The sequence below is a fragment of the Pelatocladus sp. BLCC-F211 genome (assembly GCF_041928655.1).
In the GTDB taxonomy this organism is placed as follows: Bacteria; Cyanobacteriota; Cyanobacteriia; order Cyanobacteriales; family Nostocaceae; genus Pelatocladus.
This window is the reverse complement of sequence record NZ_JBHFLM010000224.1, coordinates 93529-116723: the sequence shown is the minus strand read 5'-3', so window position 1 is coordinate 116723 and position 23195 is coordinate 93529. Positions and strand designations below refer to the sequence as shown.

Sequence of the window (23195 nt, the reverse complement as noted above, 5' to 3'; positions counted from 1 at the left end):
CATAAAGTTAGTTAAATTTTTTGCATTAAAACTAGGTTAAGACTAGAATAAAGATTACAATTAGAAATTCTAAGTGAAGTAGTTTTTCTCACAACTGAATGAAGAAATGAACAATCACTGCAACATCTCCCGTCGCAGTCGGGGTGCTTTTGTGCGCGCATTGCATACTGCTGTGGAGGGGAGGGCTAGGTATAAGATCAATGGGTTGCAAGGCTCGATAGCTTTTAAGAAATACCTAGAGTTGAAGTTGTCAGAGGTGCAGGGTATTACACAAGTAAGTGCTAATCCCTCCACTGGCAATGTTCTGGTACTCTACCAACCAGGACATACTGTTCTAGCGCTTGCTGCACAAATTGAACGCCTGGCTATGGAATATGCTAAACAAAATCAGCACTCCATAGTCAAGGCAACAAAAAAAATCAACCGATTTCCGAAAAAGGCGAAAAGTTTACCTGCAAGCAACAAAAAATCCCATCAGCTGACAGCTAATACTCATCAACAAGAAATAGCTACTTGGCATCTGAAAGAAACTGATGCAGTCATTACGGAGTTAAAAACTTCCCAAGAATCAGGATTAACAACCAAGAAAGCACAAAAAAAGCTGAAAAAATACGGGCCAAATGCTTTACCGGAAGCCGATCCCCGCTCCGGGTTAAGTATGTTTATTGACCAGTTTAAATCTTTACCCGTAGGACTTTTAGCTGTAGCGGCTGGTGTTTCAGTTGCTACCGGGGGCTTGGTTGATGCTGTGGTAATTATGGGAGTTGTAGTAATCAATGCAGCCATTGGTTACGCCACGGAGAGCAATTCTGAAAAGGTGATTCGTTCCCTGAAGAATCTAGTTAATCCCACAGCCTTTGCACTTCGCGATCGCAACATTGTAGAAATTAGCGCTCAAGAAATCGTCATCGGGGATATTCTAATTCTCAAACCCGGTAGTTATGTACCAGCAGATGCGAGACTCTTAGAAGCACGTCACCTCAGTATAGATGAGTCGGCACTGACTGGTGAGAGTATGCCCGTGACTAAATCCGCTCAGACTCTAGTTGGTGAAAATATTGCCTTGGGCGATCGCACCAACATGGTTTACATGGGAACCCTAGTTACTGGTGGACAAGGAACGGCGGTAGTAGTTGCCACTGGTAAATACACCGAGATGGGCAAGATCCAAATGATGGTCAGTGAGGCCACATTGCCCGAAACCCCGATGGAAAAACAGCTAGACAAAGCCGGGAGTCAGCTAGTTATGGTATCGGGCGCAGTTTGTGCTTTATTCTTTGGTATCGGCATCCTGCGTGGTAATAGTTTACTGCAAATGCTCAAATCATCGATTTCTCTAGCAGTAGCAGCAGTTCCCGAAGGTTTACCCACAGTCGCGACTACAACTCTGGCTTTGGGGATCGCTAACATGAGGAAACACAACGTCCTCATTCGGCGTTTGGATGCGGTAGAAACCCTGGGTTCCGTCCAGACAATCTGCATGGATAAAACTGGAACAATCACCGCTAACCGGATGACAGTTGTAGAACTGTGTACAGATAACAAGTGTATCCAAGCATCTGCTGACGAATTGCTTTTCGGTAACGAAGCGGTTAATCCCTATGAAAACGAACAGCTTCTCAAGCTGATTCATGTCTTAACGCTGTGCAATGAAAGCGAAGTTGAAAAAGAGGGTGATGAGTACACCGTCAGGGGTTCCGCAACAGAAAATGCTCTAATTGATGTTGCGATTAAAGGAGGAGTGAATATCCCCAGTCTGCGAGCAAATTATCCGCGACTGAAAATTAATCACCGTTCCCAAGAACGCAATTACATGGCGACACTACACGCCACCCCAGACGAACAGCAAAAACTGATCGCAGTTAAAGGTAGTCCGTCAGAAGTTCTGAGTCTGTGCAATTGGCAAATTCAGAACGGAGAAAAAGTTCCCCTCACCGAAGCAGACAGACAAGTCATTGAAAACGACAACGATGATATGGCTGGTAAGGCGCTACGGGTATTGGGAGTTGCTTATCAACTTGATGAAACCGAAAAAATCCATACTCACGATTTAATCTGGCTAGGATTGATCGGTATGATCGATCCAATTAGAAATGGCGTCCAAGGATTGATGGGAGGTTTCCATCAAGCGGGGATCGATACAGTAATGATTACTGGCGATCAAAGCCCAACAGCTTACGCCATTGGCAAAGAACTGAATCTCAGCAAAGGCGAACAACTGCAAATTCTCGACTCTACTCACCTGAACAACCTCGAACCAGAGGTAATGAAAGGATTATGCGATCGCGTCCATGTTTTCGCCAGAATTAGCCCTGCCAACAAATTGCAAGTTGTGCAAGCATTGCAGAGTAGCGGCAAAGTAGTGGCAATGACAGGCGATGGTATTAACGACGCCCCGGCGTTGAAAGCGGCTGACGTTGGGATCGCCATGGGACATACTGGTACAGATGTTGCTCGTGAAGTTGCAGACGTCATCCTGGAAGACGATAATCTGGAAACCATGATTATTGCTGTCAGTCACGGACGGACAATCTACAACAACATCCGCAAATCTGTCCACTACCTGCTGTCCACTAACGCCAGCGAAATCATGGTGATGTTAGCAGCAACCACAGCTGGTATTGGTCATCCTCTGACGGCTATACAACTCTTGTGGGTGAACTTGGTATCAGACATCTTCCCAGCTTTAGCCTTGGCAATGGAAGCACCAGAACCGGATGTGTTGCTCACACCACCCCGTGATCCCAAGGAATCAATAATTAGAACTTCAGACTTTGGTAGAATCCTGCTGGAATCAGCAGCATTGTCTGCTAGCACCTTAGCAGCCTACTGGTATGGGATCAGCCGTTATGGTTTCGGCCCGCAAGCCAGCACCATCGGGTTCATGAGTTTGACAATGGCTCAACTGTTACATACATTTACCTGCCGTTCCCAAACTCACACCATCTTCAGCAAGCAAAAACTACCACCTAACAAATACTTAAATATGGCGATCGGTGGCTCCTTAGCCCTCCAGATTGTAGCTGCGATCGTACCTGGACTCAAAGGTCTGCTGCAAATCTCGCCGATCAACCTTGTTGATACTGCGGTGATCGGTAGTAGTGCTGTATTGCCATTCCTATTCAATGAGGGTAGAAAGGAAATAGCGACTAGATATTTGCGAGGAGATCACAACTACCCACGTCTGCTTTCTGGTAGTAAAGATGACTCTGCTACTAGTCATGTCTTAGAAGCAGCAGAACAACAAGAAGTTGAGTTACAAACTGTTGCTGTTGTTGTCTCTTAATTAGGATAATCAATAGCGCATTTAGTAGAGGTACGGTAATGCCGTACCTTTCCGTTTAAGATTAATTCTTTGAGTCTGGTTTTATGTAAGAATTTAGGGTTGATTTGAAACGCACAGGGACGCAAAGGGAAGCGCAGAGGAACGCAGAGTTTTGGTTATGAAAAAAGACTTCATGTTTAGTTCTGAATCTGTTACGGAGGGACACCCGGATAAACTTTGTGATCAAATTAGCGATGCAATTGTTGATAAGTTCCTGCAAAAAGATCCTTATTCTCATGTAATTGCAGAATGTGCAGTCGCAACGGCGCTGGTGTTTATTGCTGCGAGATTTGAATCGGATGCAGTTGTAGATTTTACGAAAATAGCTAGAAAGGTAATTGAGCAAGTTGGTTATGATGAGCCTGACTTTAATGCGAAAACTTGCAGTATTGTCACTAGTGTGAAGGAATTGCAGTCTAACAACTACCGTTATTGGGATGCGAAGAAATTATCAGATGATGAAATGGAGTTGATTCCTGCTACGGATCAGGTGACAGTATTTGGTTTTGCTTGTACTCAAACTCCTGCTTTGATCCCACTTCCGATATGGTTGGCGCACCAATTAGCTAGGCGACTAACGACTGTACGACACGAGAAAATACTTCCTTATATTGCACCGGATGGTAAAACTCAAGTCGGGATTGAATATCGCGATCGCAAACCCTATAGAATCCACAGTATCTCAATTCTGGCCAGTAAAAAGCCTAGTTCTACATCAGATATTGCTGATGAGAAGATACTCCAGCAAGAAGTAAAAGAGATGATCATTGATCATGTGTTTGCACAAGCCGAATATCAGCCTGATGAAAAGACGAGAATATTTATTGACTTTGACCAACCTTTTGCCATTGGCGGCCCATCTGTACATTCGGGGTTAACTGGTAGAAAGAATGCAATTGATACCTACGGAGAATATTCTCGCCACAGTGGTGCTGCTTTAAGTGGTAAAGATCCCACCCGAATAGATAGGGTTGGTGCTTATGCTGCACGTTATGCGGCGAAGAATGTTGTCGCAGCAGGTTTGGCTGAAGAATGTGAAGTGCAGCTAACTTATTCTATAGGACTGGCTAGACCTGTTAGTATTCAGGTAGAAACCTTTGGTACAGGTAAAATTTCTGATGAAGAAATTACGGTACTTTTGGAAAGGAATTTTGATTTTCGGTTGGCGGGAATTATCAAGAAATTTAATTTACGGTTGTTGAGTGCGATCGCCAAAGAGGGATTTTATCGCAAACTAGCTGTCTATGGTCATGTTGGTAGGATGGATCTGGGAAATGTGCCGTGGGAAGAGACAGATATGATTACGGCTTTACTAGGATGAAATCGTTAATTTGTAGCAGATTTCAGTTGACACTCCCGTGCCTGAAGGCGACGGGATTCTTGCTTCATCCAGCCAACTTGTCTAGAGGAGTTTCCCCACCTAGATAGAGGTCGTTCTGTCCACAAGCTTTAGATTCCGTATGCCCTACGGTACTTTTTAATCCTCTGTTCAAAATCATAATCGCTGCATTATGGTCACGGTGCATGACTGTTCCGCACTCATTGCATTTGTGGGTACGAGTAGACAACGATTTTTTAACTCGTGTTCCACAAACTGAACAATCTTGACTGGTGTAGTGTGGCGCTATTGCTATTGCCCAAGTATCAAAAACTTTGGCGTAGTAGTCCACCCAGTCAGTGAACAATGACCATGATGCATCACTGATAGATTTAGCTAAGTGGTGGTTCTTCACCATATTCTTTACCTGCAAGTCCTCATAGACTACCAAGTCGTTTGACTGGACTAGAGTTCTTGCTGTCTTAACAGCAAAATCTTTCCTCTGTCTACTTACCTTGAGGTGTTTTTTAGCTAACTTCTTAACAGCTTTACGACGATTAGATGAGCCTTTTTTACTCTTTGAAACTTGACGTTGTTTACGTTTTAAAGATTTCTCGGACTTTCGCAGAAGTCTAGGATTCTCTACTGTCCTACCTTCAGAATCAGTGTAGAAAAATTCTAAACCTACATCAATTCCTACTTGATTCCCATTGTGTTGATGAAGTTCAGTGCGTTCAACGTCAACACAAAATTGGCAATAATAACCATCAGCACGTTTGACTATTCTGATACGTTTGATTTGTTTGATAGAGTAGAAACTCAAGTCACGAGTACCAACAAGTTTTAACTTCCCAATATTAAAACCATCACTAAATATGATGTATCTTCTATCATTAGAAAGTTTCCATCCTGACGTTTTGTACTCTACAGAATGCCCACGCTTTTTGAATCGTGGAAATCCTTTTTTACCGGATTTTTTAGCCTTGCAATTATCATAAAAACGAGCTATTGCAAACCATGCTCTATCGGCAGAAGCTTGACGCGCCATTGAGTTAAGATTGTTGGCAAAATCAAATTCTTTAGCTAAAACAGCACAAAGTTTTTGTAGGTCATTCTTACCAACATCTTTGTTATCCATCCAATGTCTTAGAGCCTTGTTACGGATAAACAAAGCCGTTCTAATAGCTTCATCTATTGAATTGTACTGACTTTGTTTACCTTTTAACTTAGCTTCTAAAACTAACATCGTTTCGACCTGTTGACGATGAATACATGTTAGCATAATTGTGTTCATATATGCAACCCAATTATGAAAGAGATAAGATTAAGTGTCAGAGTTCCCTACCATGAAATGATGATTTTAGAAAAATATGCAGAAAAAACAAAACGAACCAAGACTGATTTGGTTCGTGAGTGGATACGTTCATTAGAAAAGAAAGACTGCACCTAAAGGTGCAAACGCATTCATCCCATGCCTAAAGGACGGGATGCGTCGCTGTGCGACTGTCCCTCATGGGCTTTCTGCTCTGATCACTGTAAATAAGGCACAAATTTTAAGAACAAAGCCATATACCAAGAGACTTTCAACCCTGTTAAGAGTTCCCTGTTCCCTGTTCCCTGCTATATGTTGTGAACTTGGTGGTTAACTGCATACAGTGTAGGTAGTTCACGCCACCAAATCTACCCCGCTCTCTGTGTCTACCTCACTCTGCATAAGAATTGTAGAGGGTGAAGTACCAGAGATTTATACACATGTTATTTTTGCATAATGTTATGATGAGATTATCGAGAATTATTTTCGGCTATGTGAATGAAATTTATATCTAAACAAACGCCTCTCCGAATCTAAATCTCTACATGTTTTGATTCAGGAGATTTTTTATGTCAATTTATGTTAGTAATCTATCTGATGAAGTTGAAGAAAATGACCTCAAAGTGATTTTTTCTAAATATGGATATGTTAAGAAAATTCAAGTATCTTTGAATCAAAAAACTGGTGAGAAGAGGGGTTTTGCGGTTATCGAAATGGCTACAAGCGCTGAGGAAGCATCAGCAATTCGAGCTTTGAGAGGTATTGAGTTGATGGGATATAGCCTCAAAGTTAATAGAGCCATGACTGAGTACAGCATTTGAGAAATGTGTGTGGAGTGACTAAACAATATTCGTGTGTTAGTGAAATAGGTAAAAGGCTTAATGTAGAATCTCATAAGCGTAAATCAATATTCTATGTTAGGGTTAAAGCATCGAGAATTATTTTCGGCTATGTGATTGACCACAATTAGCACCTCTCCGAATCTAAATCTCTACACCCTATTAGATGTTGGAGATTCTTATGTCAATCTATGTCGGTAATCTCTCTGAAGAGGTTCAGGAAGATGACCTCAAACAAATATTTTCAGAATATGGATCTGTAATTAAAGTTCGCTTGCCTACATGTCGGCAAAGTGGTGAGAGGAGAGGATTTGCTTTTGTAGAAATGAAAACAGATGCTGAAGAAGCAGCAGCAATTTACTCACTCTTAGGCACTGAATACATGGGTCGTAATCTCAGAGTTAATAAAGCTATTACGAAGGTAGACAAAAGATCATCGTCTCATTTGTAAGCTATTTATTGCATGAGAAGAATTTGATATTTAGTTCAGATGAGCATGTTTACCTGTTGCTGGTAAATCTGACTCTTGCGATCGCATGGTTTAATTTCTAAACCCCATTAATGATAAATTGTACTTAATTTAACTACTTCTATACTCTCATGAGGTTTAAATGAATTTTGAAATGCCTCTAGTTGTTTCACCTAGCTTTGCTCGTTTTGTAGCTTTAGAAATGGAGCCAAATTCATTAAGGAAAAAAGACATAATTAAATGTCTAAAAGCTTTGGGAATCAAAAATCCAGAGCTTTTAAACCTTAAATGGAAAGAAGAATTGTGGAGTTTGCTACAAACAAGCGCAAAATTGCTGCCTATGTCTCTAGTTAAGCCTGCGATCTTGAAATATCAATTGCAAGCCCATGATAGTAACTGAATCTTCTCAGGAATTTCTTAAGGGTTATCCATGAAGGAATTGCGCTTGCGGAGCAGTTTTAGTTTATCGCTCAACTATCTAATCCGTATATTTCTATTGGGCATATTCACATGATTTAATGTAGCTTACTTGTCCAGATAAATAGCCTAATAGAAGATTTACACTCCGCGTTTGCTTTAGAAAAAATGGTGAGCTTGTGGCAACAGTAAATTATAAACTAACAGGAAAATATCTCCCACCTCAGATATTTATTTTAGGAATATGTTTTGTTCCTGGAGTAACTGAAGTTAGCAGCGAACAGTTAACTGAAATACGGCAATTTATCAAGAGTGATCGTTTGCTTCAGCATTATTTGGAGCAAAAAATTTTGATTATCCAAGAGTGAATTTCTCACCCATTAAACTTGCTTCGCTTGAGCCTAACCTGTTGCTGGCCATACCACAAAAGGTTTACCCCCATACTAGATATGATGCAAGGGAAAACCCAGTACTAGGAACGGTGGTCTTAGTAATCGATGAAATTAAACCTAAATAAAAGTTGAGGCATTGCTTGATCATGGGTTTTAAGTACAAATGGAAAAATGGCTCTGCACCTTCCCGTGACAAGGCAGCACGCAGCAAGTATCTACTGGAAGAAGGGCAGTTTAACAACCAACAAGACCGAAATATAGCAGAACAAGAAGCTCGCAAACACTTGGGTGTACCAACGCGAATTCCAGACGATGATCGCTCTATACTGGGGTATTCGCAAGACTGGTAAGAATCACATAGCTAAATCGCCCCTCCAGAATGAGAGGACTTATATTAGTCACACCACTAACCCTTTTATATAGATAAGGCGAGTGATGTGACTAAATTTTTGTGTTGCGATCGCCTACTCATAAATAATCTTCGCAAATATAAGTTAGAAGCATAGATAAATTATGTTAGATATGGCAGAAAGGCACTTACTAAAAGTGTTACCTCCGCAGCCACCTTTCATGCACAAAAACCAACATAACTATGAACCTACTAATAATGACATATGATGGAGATCAATTGAACTATCTTAATTGCACTTCTCGAATTCATGTAATGTAGCGATCGCATTCGATGAATCAAGCTATTATCAAGCAAAATTTCACCTCTCGTATGGAGGCGGTGCAGTCGGCTATTATTCCTGTAGTTGGCGAATTGATTAACAACAATCCAGGAACAATTTCTTTAGGACAAGGTGTAGTTGCTTACACGCCACCACCAGAAGCCATTGAATTTTTAGCAAATTTTTTAGCGGAACCAACGAATCATCTCTACAAAGCTGTAGAAGGAATTCCCCCGTTACTAACAGTAATTGCAGCCAAATTACAAACTTTTAATAGTATCAAAATCAATACAGACAATTGTATTGTTGTGACTGCTGGTAGCAACATGGCATTTATGAACGCCATTATTGCTATTACTAATCTAGGGGATGAAATTATTCTGAATACTCCCTACTATTTCAATCATGAAATGGCAATTACAATGGCGGGTTGTCATCCAGTATTAGTAGAAACCGATGAAAATTATCAACTGCGTCCCGATGCGATCGCCCAAGCTATCACCTCAAAAACAAAAGCTGTAGTGACAATTTCCCCAAATAATCCAACTGGGGTTGTATATAGCCAAGCAGCCTTGCAAGAAGTAAATCAAATTTGTCGCGATTCCGGTATCTACCACATCAGCGATGAAGCGTATGAATACTTTACTTATAACGGAGTAAAACACACTTCTCCGGCTGCATTTCCTGATAGTAGTGAATATACTATTTCTCTATATAGCCTTTCCAAAGCTTATGGTTTTGCTAGCTGGCGTATCGGTTATATGGTGATCCCCAAACACCTACTTGTCGCTGTTAAAAAAGTCCAGGATACAAACTTGATTTGTCCACCTGTGGTTTCCCAGTATGCAGCCTTGGGTGCTTTGCAGACAAAACCAGATTATTTGAGAAATAATATTCAAGCGATCGCTCAAGTGCGAGAATTAGTAATTGATTCTCTCCAAACTTTAGAAGGGCTATGCAAAATTGCTCCTGCTGAGGGTGCTTTCTATTTCTTTCTCAAAGTTAATACCGAAATAGATACCTTTGAATTAGTTAAAAGATTAATTCAGGAACATCAAATTGCAGTCATCCCTGGAACTACTTTTGGTATGAATCAAGGATGTTACCTGCGTGTTGCTTACGGTGCATTGCAAAAAGAGACAGCCAAAGAGGGGATAGAAAGATTAGTTAGAGGTTTAAAAAAGATTGTAAAGACTTAAAGTTTGGGTAATTAACCACTAAGACACATAGAGGTGTAGACGCAGAGCGCCTACCCGTAAGGGTAGACACAAAGAATTAGTTTCTTGGAGTCTTGGAGTCTTGGTGGTTAGTTATTCTAATGTTAATATGAGTCTTGCGAATATTTTTCAACAGTAGTTAATACCAATTTGAAAAAAGAATGCGACAAATAGACCATCTGTAGAGACGCGTAGACGCTCGTAAGAGCGGCTTCTCGTAAGAGTATTATCGCGTCTTTACCAAGGATATGTTGCAATCATTAATTGAATTGGTATAATTTTAAATTAAAAATCTACAAAGATGCCAATTATTAGTAAATTCATTGAAGTAGAAACTCATCAAGGAATTAATATTCATAATATCACTCCTCAAATTGAGGCATTGATTTCCTCAACTCCAATTAACAATGGTCAAGTCTTAGTATTTTCCCGACATACGACAACGGCTTTGGCTATCAATGAATATGAAGAAAGATTATTAACAGATATCAAAGTATTTCTAGAAAAAATAGCACCAGAATCAGATCGCTATTTACATAATGACTTGCATTTGAGAAAAAATATTCCACCAGATGAACCAATGAATGCTCATTCTCATCTGATGGCAATGATGTTGAATAATAGTGAGATAATTCCTATTGTTGATGGCAAGTTAGCTTTAGGAACGTATCAATCTGTTTTATTTTTTGAATTGGATGGTCCACGTAAAAGAACTGTATTTTGTCAAATTTCAGGAGAGTAAAAATTACTTACTTTGCCATGATTGAATCAAAGTATTAAAATCATTCAATAATCGATTCAATTCATCAAACGCTTCTGTTTGATGGCGAACATGGGCATCAATAAATAAACCAATTATATCCGCCATTAATAACCGCAATGCTTCTGGACTTTGAGTAGTTGGAAAGTCAAGAAATGCTCTACCTGTGGTGAAGTCGAAAGGATCAGCAATGATAAAATGATTTGCTCCCTCTAGAAACACCAAATAGCTATCATTTCGTCCCCCACTAATTGCTTCTTGGAATGTACGCATCACAGCAGTGGTTGCATCACCTGAAGTGATCCCATAGCGATCGCTACTATTTGCAATCACTCCATCACGAGTTCCCCCAATCAATAACATCGGTAGAGAATCCGGTAAAGGCAAAATCGTACCCGGTTTGTATCCCATGATTGTCCCTCCCATAGAATGGGCAGCATAAGCAAAAGATGCTGCGACCTGTGGGAAAAAACTAGGATTAGCATTTTCGATCGCTACCGTGCCACCTGCGGAGTGTCCACCCAAAATCACCCGTTCTAAGTCAAGCATTCCAGCTAGGATTCCCTCTGCTTGTAACTGTTCGAGTTTCGCCAGCAATGTCGGTAAAGCAGAAGCAGTGGGAACAGTACCATAAATTCCAGGTTTCCACGCAGTCATATCCACTCCTGGAGTCATGCTTACTACTCCTGGAAAATCTTCTGCAACCCAGTTAAATGTAACCACCACCAGTCCACGTTCAACCAGTTTCACTGCTAACCATTGATATATATAGGCTTCACAGTTAAACCCGTTAAAAAAAATTACCACTGGAAAGGGGGCTTTTTGGCGATCGACAGGCACAATTCCCAGGTTATTTTCTGTATGGCTACCTGACATCTGTGCTGGATACAAGATTTTGAGATAAATCGTATCGTAAGGAGGCTTAACACTTTCGACTTTTGCTGTTTGAAAGAAAGCACGCACAGTCATGTCACAGAGTATCTTACGCTACTAATATCAAATCATAACTGCCAAGTAGAATTTTCTCAAATCAATCCAGATGAAATTTTTCAAACTCTGGTTGTCCAAACAACATATTTGCATCTATTGCTGACAAAACTTTATTGTTAGTAGCATCAGAATTTAAACAACGGCAAACTAAGAGTGCCACATCTGCACGATTAATCATACCAGCAATACCTGGATTTTCGGTGAAAACTCCATTCCCAGTTGCAGGTTCAGACAAGAACAGGCGATCGCCTACAGTAAAAGTATTACAGTAAGTAGCTTTTGTATCGTAGAAAAGTGCTGAAAATGCAGCAACACGATATCTTAAGAAGTGGAAAATAGTATAATAGATACCTATGTCTGCTAAAGATGTCTTTCATGAGGTTGTGAAAATAGCTTTACAAAAGGATGGTTGGCAGATAACTCATGACCCGCTTTTATTTAACGTGGGTGGTGTAAAAATGTCGATTGATTTAGCAGCATAAAAACTGATAGCCGCAGAAAGAGAAAATGAAAAAATTGCTGTTGAAGTCAAGAGTTTTCTAGAAAAATCTTCTGCGATTTCAGAATTTCACACCGCATTGGGACAATTTATCAATTACAGAGGTGCATTAAGGCGAAGAGAACCAGAGCGCATTTTATATTTAGCAGTACCTTTGACTACTTATAGAACATTTTTTCAACTTGATTTCCCCCAGGAAATGGTGGAAGAAAATCGAGTGAAAATGATTGTTTATGATGTTGAGAGTGAGGTGATTTTTGAATGGAAAAAATAGTAAGGTATCGTCAGATCGTACAACAGATGCTTTCAGAATATGGTCAGCAAAAACCTGCTTATGGCAATATTGAAGTTGAAACCATTTTTGACACCGAACGTGACCATTATCAAATAGTTTATTTAGGCTGGGAAGGACAGGATTGGGTACACAGTTGTATATTACACATTGATATTAAAGGTGGTAAAATTTGGCTGCAATGGAATGGTACGGAAGATGATATTGCAGCTGATTTGGTGAATGCTGGAGTTCCAAAGGAAGATATTGTTTTAGGATTTCAGTCACCATTTATGCGGCAGTTTACGGAATATGCTGTGGGTTAATGTAGAAGTGTAAATATAATTAGTTGTAATCAAGTGCGATCGCATTACCAAAAGCTCTCCTTAATTTAGCAGCTAGAGTGCTAGCACAATACGCAATAACACTAATCAAATTTGTGATCATAGTGGCATCTTAAAAGTACGGGATTATGTCGCCAACCATAACGATTAAATCTTTAAAGTCAGAAGATTTCACAGACCACCGATCGCCTTCTGTTACCCAACGTCAAGCCGATTGTTTACAACATTCCCGATTCTTTTACTAAAAATTGAGTAAATAAAGGAAATATAAATAAATTTAACATTAGTTAAAATTAACCCCATTGATACTTTACACATAGTTTATTGGTCTGAGTAAATATATATATCCAAAGATTGATTAAATTTGGAAATTACTTTCTCTGAAGACAGTATGAATTGTTAAGTCATATTACAATAGTTTCAAAAATATTTAGAAATTGTCAAAAAGTCAAACCTGGTTCTAACGTAGAACCTAAAGGAGATACTAGAGGCAAATAAAATGATAAATAACATTCAAAAGTATAGATTTGTCTGTACTCTTACCTTCGGTGATATTTACGGTCAAATCATTGTTTGGTTGATTACGATCACCATTAGTTTGGCATCAGCCTTAGCACTAATGGGTGCAAGACGACCAGTTTATGCTTTAGCTGCGGTTGGGCTTGTTGTTTTGTTGTCTTTGCCTTTCTTGCTTTTTGCTTTTGTCACTACTTTGTTAAATCATATAGAATTGTCTCCTGTAGAAGCAGGAACAAAAATGCAACCAATCTCTGGTAATGTTTCGCAGCAAAAACCTGTAGAAGCAACCAGTTAATAAATTTTAGATTTTAGTTTTTAGATTTAAGTCTGGATATTGGGCATAAATTCCCTGTCGATTGGCGGGGAATTTTTTTTGCAGATGCAATTCATCGCGTTCTTAAAATGGAAAAGTGGCTTTTTTTACAGTTTTTTTTACAGTTGGGAACTAAATATGCTGGAACATGATGTAATTATTATCGGTGGTGGCTTGGCGGGATGTCGCGCCGCAGTGGAAATAGCTAGAAAAAATCCCAGTTTGAATGTTGCTATAGTTGCTAAAACCCACCCTATTCGTTCTCACTCGGTTGCTGCTCAAGGTGGGATTGCGGCGACGCTCAAAAATGTTGACTCATCTGATACTTGGGAAGCACACGCTTTTGATACAGTTAAGGGTTCTGACTACTTGGCAGATCAAGATGCTGTCGAAATTCTGACTCGTGAAGCACCGGATGTAGTAATTGATTTAGAACACATGGGTGTGTTGTTTTCCCGCTTGAGTGATGGACGCATTGCTCAACGTGCTTTTGGTGGACATTCCCACAATCGTACTTGCTACGCTGCTGATAAGACTGGTCATGCGATTTTGCATGAATTGGTAAATAATTTGCGGCGCTATGGTGTGCAAGTTTATGAAGAGTGGTATGTGATGCGCTTGATTTTGGAAGAAAATCAGGCCAAGGGAGTGGTGATGTATCACATATTAGATGGACATATCGAGGTGATCCGCGCCAAAGCAATCATGTTTGCCACGGGTGGTTATGGACGGGTATATAATACTACTTCTAATGATTACGCTTCCACGGGCGATGGTTTAGCAATGACCGCACTTGCTGGTTTACCTTTGGAAGATATGGAATTTGTACAGTTTCATCCTACAGGATTGTATCCAGTCGGGGTGTTGATTTCGGAGGCGGTACGTGGTGAGGGAGCGTATTTGATCAACAGCGAGGGAGAAAGGTTTATGGCTAGATATGCTCCTAGTCGCATGGAACTTGCTCCCCGTGATATTACCTCACGCGCGATCGCTTACGAAATTCGGGCTGGTCGTGGTATTCATCCTGATGGAAGTGCTGGTGGTTCCTTTGTTTATCTTGACTTGCGCCACATGGGTAGGGAAAAAATCATGAGCCGTATTCCTTTCTGTTGGGAAGAAGCTCATCGTTTAGTGGGTGTGGATGCGGTAACTCAACCTATGCCCGTACGTCCGACCATCCATTATTGTATGGGTGGTATCCCTGTTAACACCGATGGTCGAGTCCGCAGTAGCGGGGATCATTTCGTCGAAGGTTTCTTTGCTGCTGGTGAAACTGCTTGTGTTTCTGTGCATGGTGCTAATCGTCTTGGTAGCAATTCTTTACTAGAATGCGTAGTTTATGGACGCAGAACTGGGGCTGCGATCGCAGAATACATACAAAATCGCAAGTTACCGGAGATCAATGAACAACGCTACCTCCGCGAAGCCAAACAACAAATTCAGGCTTTACTAGATCAGTCAGGAAAGTACCGGATTAACCAAATTCGTCAGACATTTCAGGACACAATGACTCAATTTTGCGGTGTCTTTCGCACCGCAGATTTAATGAGTGAAGGTCTACAAAAATTACAACAATTGCAACAACAATATTCGCAGATATACTTAGATGATCAAGGTAGCTGTTGGAATACAGAAATTATTGAAGCTTTAGAACTACAAAGTTTGATGGTTGTCGGACAAATGATTTTGGCCTCAGCGCTCAATCGCCAAGAAAGCCGTGGCGCTCACTTCCGTGAAGATTATTCCCAACGAGATGACCAGAATTTCCTCAAACACACAATGGCTTATTATTCACCAGCAGGAATTGATATTCAGTATCGTCCAGTGACAATTACCATGTTTGAGCCACAGGAGCGGAAGTATTAAAAGGGATTGGGGATTGGGGATTGGGGATCGGGGATCGGGGATCGGGGATCGGGGATTGGGGATCGGGGATTGGGGATCGGGGATTGGGGATTGGGGATTGGGAAGAGACTTGTTAAATAATTCTCCCCACACTCCTGTGTCTCCCGTGTCTCCCGTGTCTCCCGTGTCTCCCGTGTCTCCCGTGTCTCCCTTGTCTCCCTTGTCTCCCTTGTCTCCCTTGTCCCCGATCCCCGATCCCAACATAAAAAGTATCATTTATGACAATTTAATAATGCTTTAATCTTAAATAATGCCGAAATGGCAACATCACCTGGTAACGTTTAGTTATTGTCAGGAAATAAGTCAAACGAATTGAGTTTTATTTGAGATTGTGAATCAGTAAAGTCAGAGTACAAGCAAAAGTTTGTCAAAAGCATTACCCGTAAATTAGCAATCTCAAATCATCACGGTCATCTACTAAATTCTATGTATTCAGGAGTAAGTGAGTAGATAAATCAATAGTTGGGTAATGCCAGATTACGCTGTTGGATAGCACAAAAGCTCATTGCGTACAAAAATCAACATAAATAAAAGCTAAATGGCGTAATAGCCATTGATAAATCCAATATTTCACTGCAAATCGTCGATTAAGGTGCGATATGTGGTTTTTTAGTGGTTGACTTGTGCTAAATATGAGTTAATCTTATAGCGGATTGTTTTAACTGATCATCTACCCTGACAGAAACGTATAAAGATAATATTTAATTTGACAATTCTGTCTGAAATTTGATGTTTGCAAATTGAATATTTTGATACGGCGACACAAGCCGTAATGTACTACCTTAAGCTAGGTAGGTTTGTAACGACTTAAAAGTTTTTGTCTGGGAATTGTAATGAATAGTTTACAATACCAGTGGATGGGAAAATCTAAAGAAAATATAAAAGGGATCACATGACTGTGGTGTTAGGAGGAAATTAGTGTTTCTAAGACTAGCGCAACAACATCGGCAATTCGTTCAAGACCTAGTAATGAATCTGCAAGCTTTGGCAATTGTTCTAGAGCGACGTGGATATCCAGCGTCTTGTTACACATGCGGCGACCAGATGAACAGTGCTTCATTTATGGTTAGCTTGGGAGAAAACCACCTGATTCGGTTTTTGGTATCTGATTACGGGATTACTTGGACAGAAATGCGCGATGATCGCGAACTCATGAAGCTAGAGGGTGCTGAGGCAGTTAACCAATTACAGGAACTAGCCAACATCGTCAAAGTCCCTACCCAGGCTTCTGTAACCAATAAAACCCTGGCTAAACGTTACTAATTAAAACTGTCACTGCTCAGGTAGTACGGACAAAGTCGTAATCGAAAAAAATGACATATAGGGAACCAGGAGCTACTTTAAAGTCAATAGCCCAGGTCAATAGTCTACAAACTATTAACAATTGGCTATTGGCTAAGACAACAGTATCCCATTAGTCAAGTTAGCATCTAAAAATAGACAGAAAACTTGCAACTAAATGTTTTGAAAATTTACTGTTGCCTGCTTGTACGAGTTCCAACGTTATTATTTATTACAATCCGTTTCCGATCAAAATAAAGGGCGCCCAATAGTAGGGATGACTAAGGCTACCCGAAACAGATGCTGATAGATTCTCACTTCTGCTTTGCTCCTGACCCAAATTAGACGAATTTCCTGTGATTAGCGCTATTTGTGCTTGTCGTAAAGCTTGAGCTTTTGTTAATTTTCCTGAAGATAGTAGAGCATAAAAAGCACTCATCAACGCCTGCGTACCGCCATCATCTACAGCCCAGAGTGAAGCAATGGCTGATCTCGCACCAGTTTTTTGCATCTGATAACCAAAACCTAAAATTTCCTCACCGTTACCTAATTTGCCCCCTAGACCTGTCTCGCAGGCACTCAGCACTACTAAATCTACTCGCGGTAGTGACCAAGTGCCAACATCTTTGAGGGTAGCCCGTTCACCGTTCCCAAATAAAATAAAAGAATCTTCTGGTTTGCCTACAACAAATGCCGCATGGGTTGCCATATGGACAATTGTAAAATCATCCATTTGTGGCACAGTCATTTTTGGGTTAAAGGCATCATTTAAAACTTTCTTGGTTCCTGGGATTATGGTCGCCAGATTTTCTATTTCTTTGGCTGCAAAAGGCAATCCAGAAAAAGTTTCTTGTCGATTAGCAACTTTGACTTCATAACTGCCTTTAGTAAATGCTGCTGCCAAAATACGTATATTTGATGAGGGCTGTGTGTTAAAGTTTGTCAAACTGGCAGCAGTGATGTGATTGATACTATAGCGCTCCACTAACCATTGTTTGCCATCAAATAAAGCCGCTAAAGGAATGTAACGTAACTGCCCATCTGGTGCGTAAACTATAGTTTTGGTAGCTGCTTGGGTAAGTTCTTTTTCTATGGGTTTGATCAGCCAATCATACAATTGACGTGCAGGTTTTTTGACATCTAAACTAGGGTTTTCTAAGGCTTTGCGAAAGCTGAGAATTGTTTGCTGGAGGTCTGCTTTTTTCACAGCAACCGTACGATGAATTGGTGGTGAATCAGGAGTTACTAATACCAATTCCAAACTATTTTCTAATACTAGAGGATATAAGATTACAGATTTATCTGGTAGTCGTGCTAAATTATCACGAATTTCATTGAGACTTTCCAAATCTAGATTTTGCCGCCTAGCTGTGCGGCTAATTTGTTCTACCTGTGTTTTGACATCTGAACTATTGATAAAATTGTTGAACTCATCCAAAATTTGCTGTTGATTTTCTACTATTTGTTGGATGCGTTGTTTTTGTTGTGGCGATCGCAACTCTTGCGGAATCTGACGTAATTTCGTCAGTTCTTTACCTAGTACAACTGCACTATCAAGGGTTTGATCTAGTTTTTGCTTAATTGGTTTTTCGGCTGGTGTGATCTCAATCCCTTTAGCAGTTCTTTGATTACCTTCGACATTGTGGAGATATTCTTCCAATTCTTCGATTTTTATTAAGTCCAGAATACGTTGTCCTTCTTCAGTGCGATCGCTTTGCAGTAATCCTTCACCTAAAGCTTGGTATGTCTGGCGAACAGTGAGATTATAAGCATCTAACTGTTCGCCAGAAAAAGCTGCTGGATTCAAGCGGACTTTTTCGCGATTGTTGACACAATGCTTGTAAAAGAACATCGCTAACTCAGGTTGATTCTGGATAGCTAGTAAGTATCCTAAATTACTGTAGGTTTTCCCAAAAGCAATATGAGCCTGTCCAGGATTTTTCTCATTAATACTAAGTTCTTTATTGATAGCTAAAGCTTGCAAATAAGCATTAAATGCTTGGGAAAATTTATTTTGTTGTTGGTAAACTCTGCCAATATTATTGAAAGTAATTGCTTCCAGCGACTTTTGCTGAATATTTCTGCTAATCTCTAAAGCTGTTTGTAATTTCCGCAACGCATCTTGAAAACGCTTTTGTTGAGATAGTTTGATTGCCTCTTGATTAAGTTGCTTAATCTGAGCAGAACGACTAGTATTCTGGAGTGAAAATTTAGTTATTTCAGCATATTTATTTTGTATACTTGTATTTGCTGTTACCGGGATATTTTCTGAAAGTAACATTCCTGAACCTAGAGAAAACACCAAGCCAGCAGAAAAAATATTTGAATATGTTTTCCGAGGGTGCATAAAAACCCTCCCAGTATTGGTTTGCTTTTGACTCAAGGAAAATAGTTGCATAAAGCTACTATTGTTTATGCTATTTCAAAAAGTGGACAAACTCTGAGAAATCCTAAGAAAATTTAAGATGTCTGAAGAAAAAACAAACTTACCCCAACTACCTACAACTGCGATAGACAGTCCTACAAGTCAGACACTTGAGTATTGGTTTGAATATCCCGTAAGAGTACAGCCTCATCACACCGACTATTTAGGCGTGGTGTGGCACGGTACTTATATAGCGTGGATGGAAGAAGCACGGGTAGAATGCTTACGTTCCATCGGTGTACAATACGCGGACTTGGTGGCTTTAGGTTGCGATTTGCCAGTAGTAGAACTTTCGCTACGCTACCACCGTTCGATTCAGCTGGGTATGGTAGCAGTAGTCAAAACACGCATGACAGAAGTCACCAGTGTCCGCATCAATTGGGATTACGTGATTGAATCTCCAGATAGACAAGAATTGTATGTTACAGGTCAAGTCACATTAGTAGCCCTAGACCGAGAAAGAGGTAAAATCATGCGTCAACTACCTGCCAACGTTCAAGATGCGTTGGCAAAAATCTCAGCTTCATTGAAAAAATGATTGCTGGTCAATGGGCATTGGGGGCATTGGGCATGAATCAGTTAACAGTTAACAGTTACCAGTTTAATTTGATAACTGATAACTGATAACTGAGAAGTTGTCCCCCTTGTCCCCGATCCCCGATCCCTCACTACTTACCTATCTGTGGTAACTTCTGGGGAATTTGCACTATATAATTCCATATCTCTTGAGGCCCAATACCATAGCCAACCTGTAGCAAAACGACGATCGCAGCAATGATAAAAGCGGTTTTCACGGTCGTTTTGACTACTTTAATTAAGATTGTGAATATTAACCAAGCGACAATTAGGGCTATAAGCATAATCATCAATCCCAAAATCTCGCCTTGACTGTCAACAAGATGATGTTAGAAAAGGCGATTTAATTTAAAATTAAATTGTGGTGGTAAACTCTGTTTGAAGAATGCTAATAAATCTCAATTATGTGGTTATAAAGATATTTTTTGATAACCACAAAGGACAGCAATTATTTAAAATCAATATTAGGTTTTATGTTTATTTTTCCTGAATATTAGTACACAAAATAGTAACACAAATCATCTGATTTTTTATAATAATTTTTATAAAAAAATATAAAATATTTTTGCTTCCATTTAAAATAATTAATTTATGAAAACTTCAGCGTTCAGCCTTATACTGAACGCTAATTAATTGAAGTATTTTATTTTTTATCTAAGGGAAATTATTTTGGGGTGAGATTCCAAATTTTTAGTGGCAGTCAAAACTTCTTGTCTAGCCCATTGGTCGGCAGCCAAAATGTCATCTAAAGTGGGATTTGAACGGTTTTCAGATGAGAAGCGATCGCATACCCATTCGATGTACCGAGCGATATCTAAATAACTAATTTTTTCTGACAAAAATAAAGCTACGGCTTGTTCATTTGCTGCATTCAAAACAGCCGGCATCGAACCACCAGCCTTACCAGCAGCATAAGCCAACTGCATACAAGGATACTTCTTGTGGTCTGGTTCCCGGAAGGTTAAATTACCAGCTTTTACCATATCTAATCTTTCCCAGTCGGTGTAAATGCGTTCGGGCCAAGATAAAGCATATAGCAAAGGTAAACGCATATCAGGCCAGCCCAATTGAGCTAACACAGAAGTATCCTGAAGTTCTATTAAAGAGTGAATAATACTTTGGGGATGGATGACAATTTCAATGTCTTGATAATCTAAACCAAACAAAAAATGAGCTTCAATTACTTCTAATCCCTTATTCATCAAAGTGGCAGAATCCACAGTGATTTTCCGGCCCATCGACCAATTAGGATGTTTAAGGGCATCAGCAACAGTCACTTCTGCTAATTTTTCTGTAGGCCAATCCCGGAAAGCACCACCGGAAGCTGTAAGTATAATCTTACGCAATCCATCTTGCGGTACACCCTGCAAGCATTGAAATATCGCCGAATGTTCCGAATCTGCTGGTAATAATTTTATCCCATGTTTCTCAATTAAAGGTAGAACAACAGGGCCACCAGCAATCAAAGTTTCTTTATTAGCTAAAGCGATATCTTTACCAGCTTCAATTGCTGCAATCGTCGGTAATAATCCTGCACAGCCAACAATACCCGTAACCACAGTTTGAGCATCACCATAGCGTGCAACTTCTACGATCCCTGCATCACCAGCCAAGAGAATTGGTTGGGGATCAAGATCAGCGATCGCTTCCTTGAGTGCTGATAATTTTTCCTCTGCATAAATCGCTGCTATACTCGGTCGAAATTGTCGAATTTGAGCAGCTAACAATTCCACATTATTCCCAGCCGCTAAACCAACAATCCGAAACTTATCCGGATTATTAGCGACAATATCTAAAGTCTGAGTACCGATAGAGCCAGTAGAACCAAGAAGAGTTATTGTTTTCACAATTATTTAGGGATCAACAGACAACTCCAATCTTAAATTGCTTCGTACTCTTGGGGATAGGGGACAAAACAAGTCAAAAGTCAAAAGTCAAAAGTCAAAAGTCAAAAGTCAAAAGTCAAAATTAAGAACTTGTTGCTTAATCCCCGATCCCCGTACTCTGCGAGAAGCCGCTTACGCGTCTACGTGTAGTGTCTCCTTTGGAGAATCCCTTATTCCCGATTCTTTTATGTCTTATATCAGAAAATACCTGTTAAAAAATGATGTACTCTTTCCCATAACAATCTGGGTTTCCAGCAGGCTGGTGATTTGGAGTGCTATGTTATTGCTTGCTCCTTTGTTGGATGCACCATCAGGAGGAAAAGCAGCTGTTTTTGGCTGGGGGGTTTTTGATGCTTGGGATAGCATCCATTACCGCAATATCACTACCTCTGGTTATGAATACCTGGATGATGGCAAAGGACACAATATAGCTTTTTTTCCCTTATTTCCTCTGATTGTGCGGGGAATGATGAATTTTGGCTTGTCGTTTGAAGTTGCAGGGGTGATAGTCAACAATATTGCTTTTTTAGCTACACTTTACTGTGTATATTTTTGGGTAAAGGAATTTCACAGTACACAGGGCGCACGTTGGGCAATTGCTGTACTAGCATGGTGTCCACCATCGTTATTTACAGCAGTAATTTATACTGAGGGATTGTATTTATTTTTGAGTACAGCAGCTTTACGGGCTTTTGACAAGAATCAGTATGGTTGGAGTGGCTTTTGGGGAGCAATGGCAACAGCGACACGTCCCACAGGATTAGCACTGATCCCGGCTTTTTTAATTACTGCTTGGAAACAAAAGCGATCGCCTGTTGCTTATCTTGCTGGTTTAGCTACTGCTGCGGGAATATTGCTATTTAGCCTGTATTGTGATATCGAATTTGACGATCCTTTGGCATTTATTCACGCCCAAAAAGGCTGGCGTTCTTCTTTGGGATTTGATTGGCAGGGTTGGTGGAAAATGCTGATGCAAATTACAATCGGCACAGCTAATTGGAAATACGGCTGGATTAAAGATCCCCTGCATCCGCTATTATTTACTGCAATCGTTTTGATTGGTTTTTTGATTTGGCGCGATCGCAAACGCTTGGGTGCAGCAAAAGTAGATTATGGTTTTGCAGTTTTATTTTTACTTTTATGGATACTCGTAGGCGATCCTCTGCTTAACACTTTGGCGGTTTTAGGTGGTGCTTACTTGTTATGGCATTTACGCAGACAATTAACTTTGATCACAGTAATTTATGGTTTCTGTGGTTTGGGACTAATTTTTGCCTCTGGCGGAACTTGGTCATTGAATCGCATTGTCTACGGAATAGTTTCATTCAGCATCGCCCTTGGTGTGTTGTTATCTCGCTATCCTCGCTACGGATACTTAACCTTATGCTTTTTCACGATTTTACTTGCCAGTTTCTCCGTCCGATTTGCCCAGGAACTTTGGGTTGGGTGAAGGGGATTGGGGACAA

At 40.2% G+C, this 23195-nt stretch carries 20 protein-coding genes and 2 pseudogenes; 16 read left to right on the top strand and 6 right to left on the bottom strand.

The window, feature by feature from the left end; all coding sequences use genetic code 11:
- The first annotated feature begins 106 nt into the window (after window positions 1-106).
- On the top strand, window positions 107-3286 hold the full coding sequence (locus ACE1AT_RS26850) for an HAD-IC family P-type ATPase (RefSeq protein WP_374873952.1): 3180 nt from the start codon (window positions 107-109) through the stop codon (window positions 3284-3286).
- A gap of 157 nt (window positions 3287-3443) precedes the next feature.
- Window positions 3444-4646: a methionine adenosyltransferase gene (gene metK / locus ACE1AT_RS26845; protein WP_374873950.1), complete on the top strand. Its 1203-nt coding sequence runs from the start codon at window positions 3444-3446 to the stop codon at window positions 4644-4646.
- A 64-nt stretch (window positions 4647-4710) separates the two neighbouring features.
- Here the strand turns inward: metK and ACE1AT_RS26840 are convergent, their stop codons facing one another.
- Window positions 4711-5889: an RNA-guided endonuclease InsQ/TnpB family protein gene (locus ACE1AT_RS26840; protein ID WP_374873948.1), complete on the bottom strand. Its 1179-nt coding sequence runs from the start codon at window positions 5887-5889 to the stop codon at window positions 4711-4713.
- Window positions 5890-6524: 635 nt separating this feature from the next.
- On the opposite strand from ACE1AT_RS26840, the gene ACE1AT_RS26835 reads away from it, so the two are divergent.
- From ACE1AT_RS26835 to ACE1AT_RS26805, 7 genes are all read left to right on the top strand, one after another.
- Window positions 6525-6776 carry an RNA recognition motif domain-containing protein gene (locus ACE1AT_RS26835; protein ID WP_374873946.1) on the top strand — a complete coding sequence of 84 codons (252 nt, stop codon included), beginning with the start codon at window positions 6525-6527 and terminating at the stop codon, window positions 6774-6776.
- 199 nt (window positions 6777-6975) lie between these two features.
- A complete protein-coding gene (locus ACE1AT_RS26830; protein ID WP_374873944.1) occupies window positions 6976-7245 on the top strand; it encodes an RNA recognition motif domain-containing protein in 270 nt (89 codons plus the stop codon).
- A 160-nt stretch (window positions 7246-7405) separates the two neighbouring features.
- Window positions 7406-7663, top strand: a complete 258-nt coding sequence (locus ACE1AT_RS26825; RefSeq protein WP_374873942.1) for a hypothetical protein — start codon at window positions 7406-7408, stop codon at window positions 7661-7663.
- A 196-nt stretch (window positions 7664-7859) separates the two neighbouring features.
- Complete coding sequence (locus ACE1AT_RS26820) at window positions 7860-8048, top strand: hypothetical protein (protein WP_374873940.1); 189 nt, start codon at window positions 7860-7862, stop codon at window positions 8046-8048.
- Between the two features lie 170 nt (window positions 8049-8218).
- The gene (locus tag ACE1AT_RS26815; protein WP_374873938.1) at window positions 8219-8422 is read left to right on the top strand and encodes a bromodomain-containing protein; all 204 of its coding nucleotides are present in this window, start codon (window positions 8219-8221) and stop codon (window positions 8420-8422) included.
- A gap of 332 nt (window positions 8423-8754) precedes the next feature.
- Complete coding sequence (locus tag ACE1AT_RS26810; protein WP_374873936.1) at window positions 8755-9942, top strand: pyridoxal phosphate-dependent aminotransferase; 1188 nt, start codon at window positions 8755-8757, stop codon at window positions 9940-9942.
- 319 nt (window positions 9943-10261) lie between these two features.
- On the top strand, window positions 10262-10702 hold the full coding sequence (locus ACE1AT_RS26805) for a secondary thiamine-phosphate synthase enzyme YjbQ (protein WP_374873934.1): 441 nt from the start codon (window positions 10262-10264) through the stop codon (window positions 10700-10702).
- A gap of 3 nt (window positions 10703-10705) precedes the next feature.
- Here ACE1AT_RS26805 and ACE1AT_RS26800 read toward each other — a convergent pair whose 3' ends face one another.
- Both ACE1AT_RS26800 and ACE1AT_RS26795 read right to left on the bottom strand, forming a co-directional pair.
- Window positions 10706-11689, bottom strand: a complete 984-nt coding sequence (locus ACE1AT_RS26800) for an alpha/beta hydrolase family protein (RefSeq protein WP_374873932.1) — start codon at window positions 11687-11689, stop codon at window positions 10706-10708.
- 61 nt (window positions 11690-11750) lie between these two features.
- Window positions 11751-11942, bottom strand: a pseudogene (locus tag ACE1AT_RS26795) (SDR family NAD(P)-dependent oxidoreductase); the annotation flags it as partial.
- A 121-nt stretch (window positions 11943-12063) separates the two neighbouring features.
- On the opposite strand from ACE1AT_RS26795, the pseudogene ACE1AT_RS26790 reads away from it, so the two are divergent.
- From ACE1AT_RS26790 to ACE1AT_RS26770, 5 genes and pseudogenes are all read left to right on the top strand, one after another.
- A pseudogene (locus tag ACE1AT_RS26790) lies at window positions 12064-12483 on the top strand (XisH family protein).
- Window positions 12471-12806, top strand: a complete 336-nt coding sequence (locus tag ACE1AT_RS26785; RefSeq protein ID WP_374873930.1) for a XisI protein — start codon at window positions 12471-12473, stop codon at window positions 12804-12806. The pseudogene ACE1AT_RS26790 and the gene ACE1AT_RS26785 overlap by 13 nt, the downstream one beginning before the upstream one ends.
- 517 nt (window positions 12807-13323) lie before the next feature.
- Entirely contained in the window at window positions 13324-13638 is a 315-nt protein-coding gene (locus ACE1AT_RS26780) for a hypothetical protein (protein ID WP_374873928.1), read from the top strand.
- A gap of 156 nt (window positions 13639-13794) precedes the next feature.
- On the top strand, window positions 13795-15522 hold the full coding sequence (locus ACE1AT_RS26775) for a succinate dehydrogenase/fumarate reductase flavoprotein subunit (protein WP_374873926.1): 1728 nt from the start codon (window positions 13795-13797) through the stop codon (window positions 15520-15522).
- Window positions 15523-16479: 957 nt separating this feature from the next.
- Window positions 16480-16824, top strand: coding sequence for a DUF1815 family protein (locus ACE1AT_RS26770; protein ID WP_026086878.1), 345 nt, complete (start codon window positions 16480-16482; stop codon window positions 16822-16824).
- 250 nt (window positions 16825-17074) lie between these two features.
- On the opposite strand, the gene ACE1AT_RS26765 is transcribed toward ACE1AT_RS26770, so the two are convergent.
- On the bottom strand, window positions 17075-19189 hold the full coding sequence (locus ACE1AT_RS26765) for a CHAT domain-containing protein (RefSeq protein ID WP_374873924.1): 2115 nt from the start codon (window positions 19187-19189) through the stop codon (window positions 17075-17077).
- A gap of 118 nt (window positions 19190-19307) precedes the next feature.
- Between ACE1AT_RS26765 and ACE1AT_RS26760 the strand changes: the two genes are divergently transcribed.
- On the top strand, window positions 19308-19805 hold the full coding sequence (locus ACE1AT_RS26760; protein ID WP_374873922.1) for an acyl-CoA thioesterase: 498 nt from the start codon (window positions 19308-19310) through the stop codon (window positions 19803-19805).
- A 130-nt stretch (window positions 19806-19935) separates the two neighbouring features.
- On the opposite strand, the gene ACE1AT_RS26755 is transcribed toward ACE1AT_RS26760, so the two are convergent.
- Window positions 19936-20127 carry a hypothetical protein gene (locus ACE1AT_RS26755; RefSeq protein ID WP_374873920.1) on the bottom strand — a complete coding sequence of 64 codons (192 nt, stop codon included), beginning with the start codon at window positions 20125-20127 and terminating at the stop codon, window positions 19936-19938.
- 366 nt (window positions 20128-20493) lie between these two features.
- Window positions 20494-21690 (bottom strand): 1-deoxy-D-xylulose-5-phosphate reductoisomerase, encoded by a 1197-nt coding sequence (dxr, locus tag ACE1AT_RS26750; protein ID WP_374873918.1) that lies wholly within the window; start codon window positions 21688-21690, stop codon window positions 20494-20496.
- A gap of 226 nt (window positions 21691-21916) precedes the next feature.
- On the opposite strand from dxr, the gene ACE1AT_RS26745 reads away from it, so the two are divergent.
- Window positions 21917-23179 (top strand): mannosyltransferase family protein, encoded by a 1263-nt coding sequence (locus tag ACE1AT_RS26745; RefSeq protein WP_374873916.1) that lies wholly within the window; start codon window positions 21917-21919, stop codon window positions 23177-23179.
- Window positions 23180-23195: the final 16 nt, after the last annotated feature.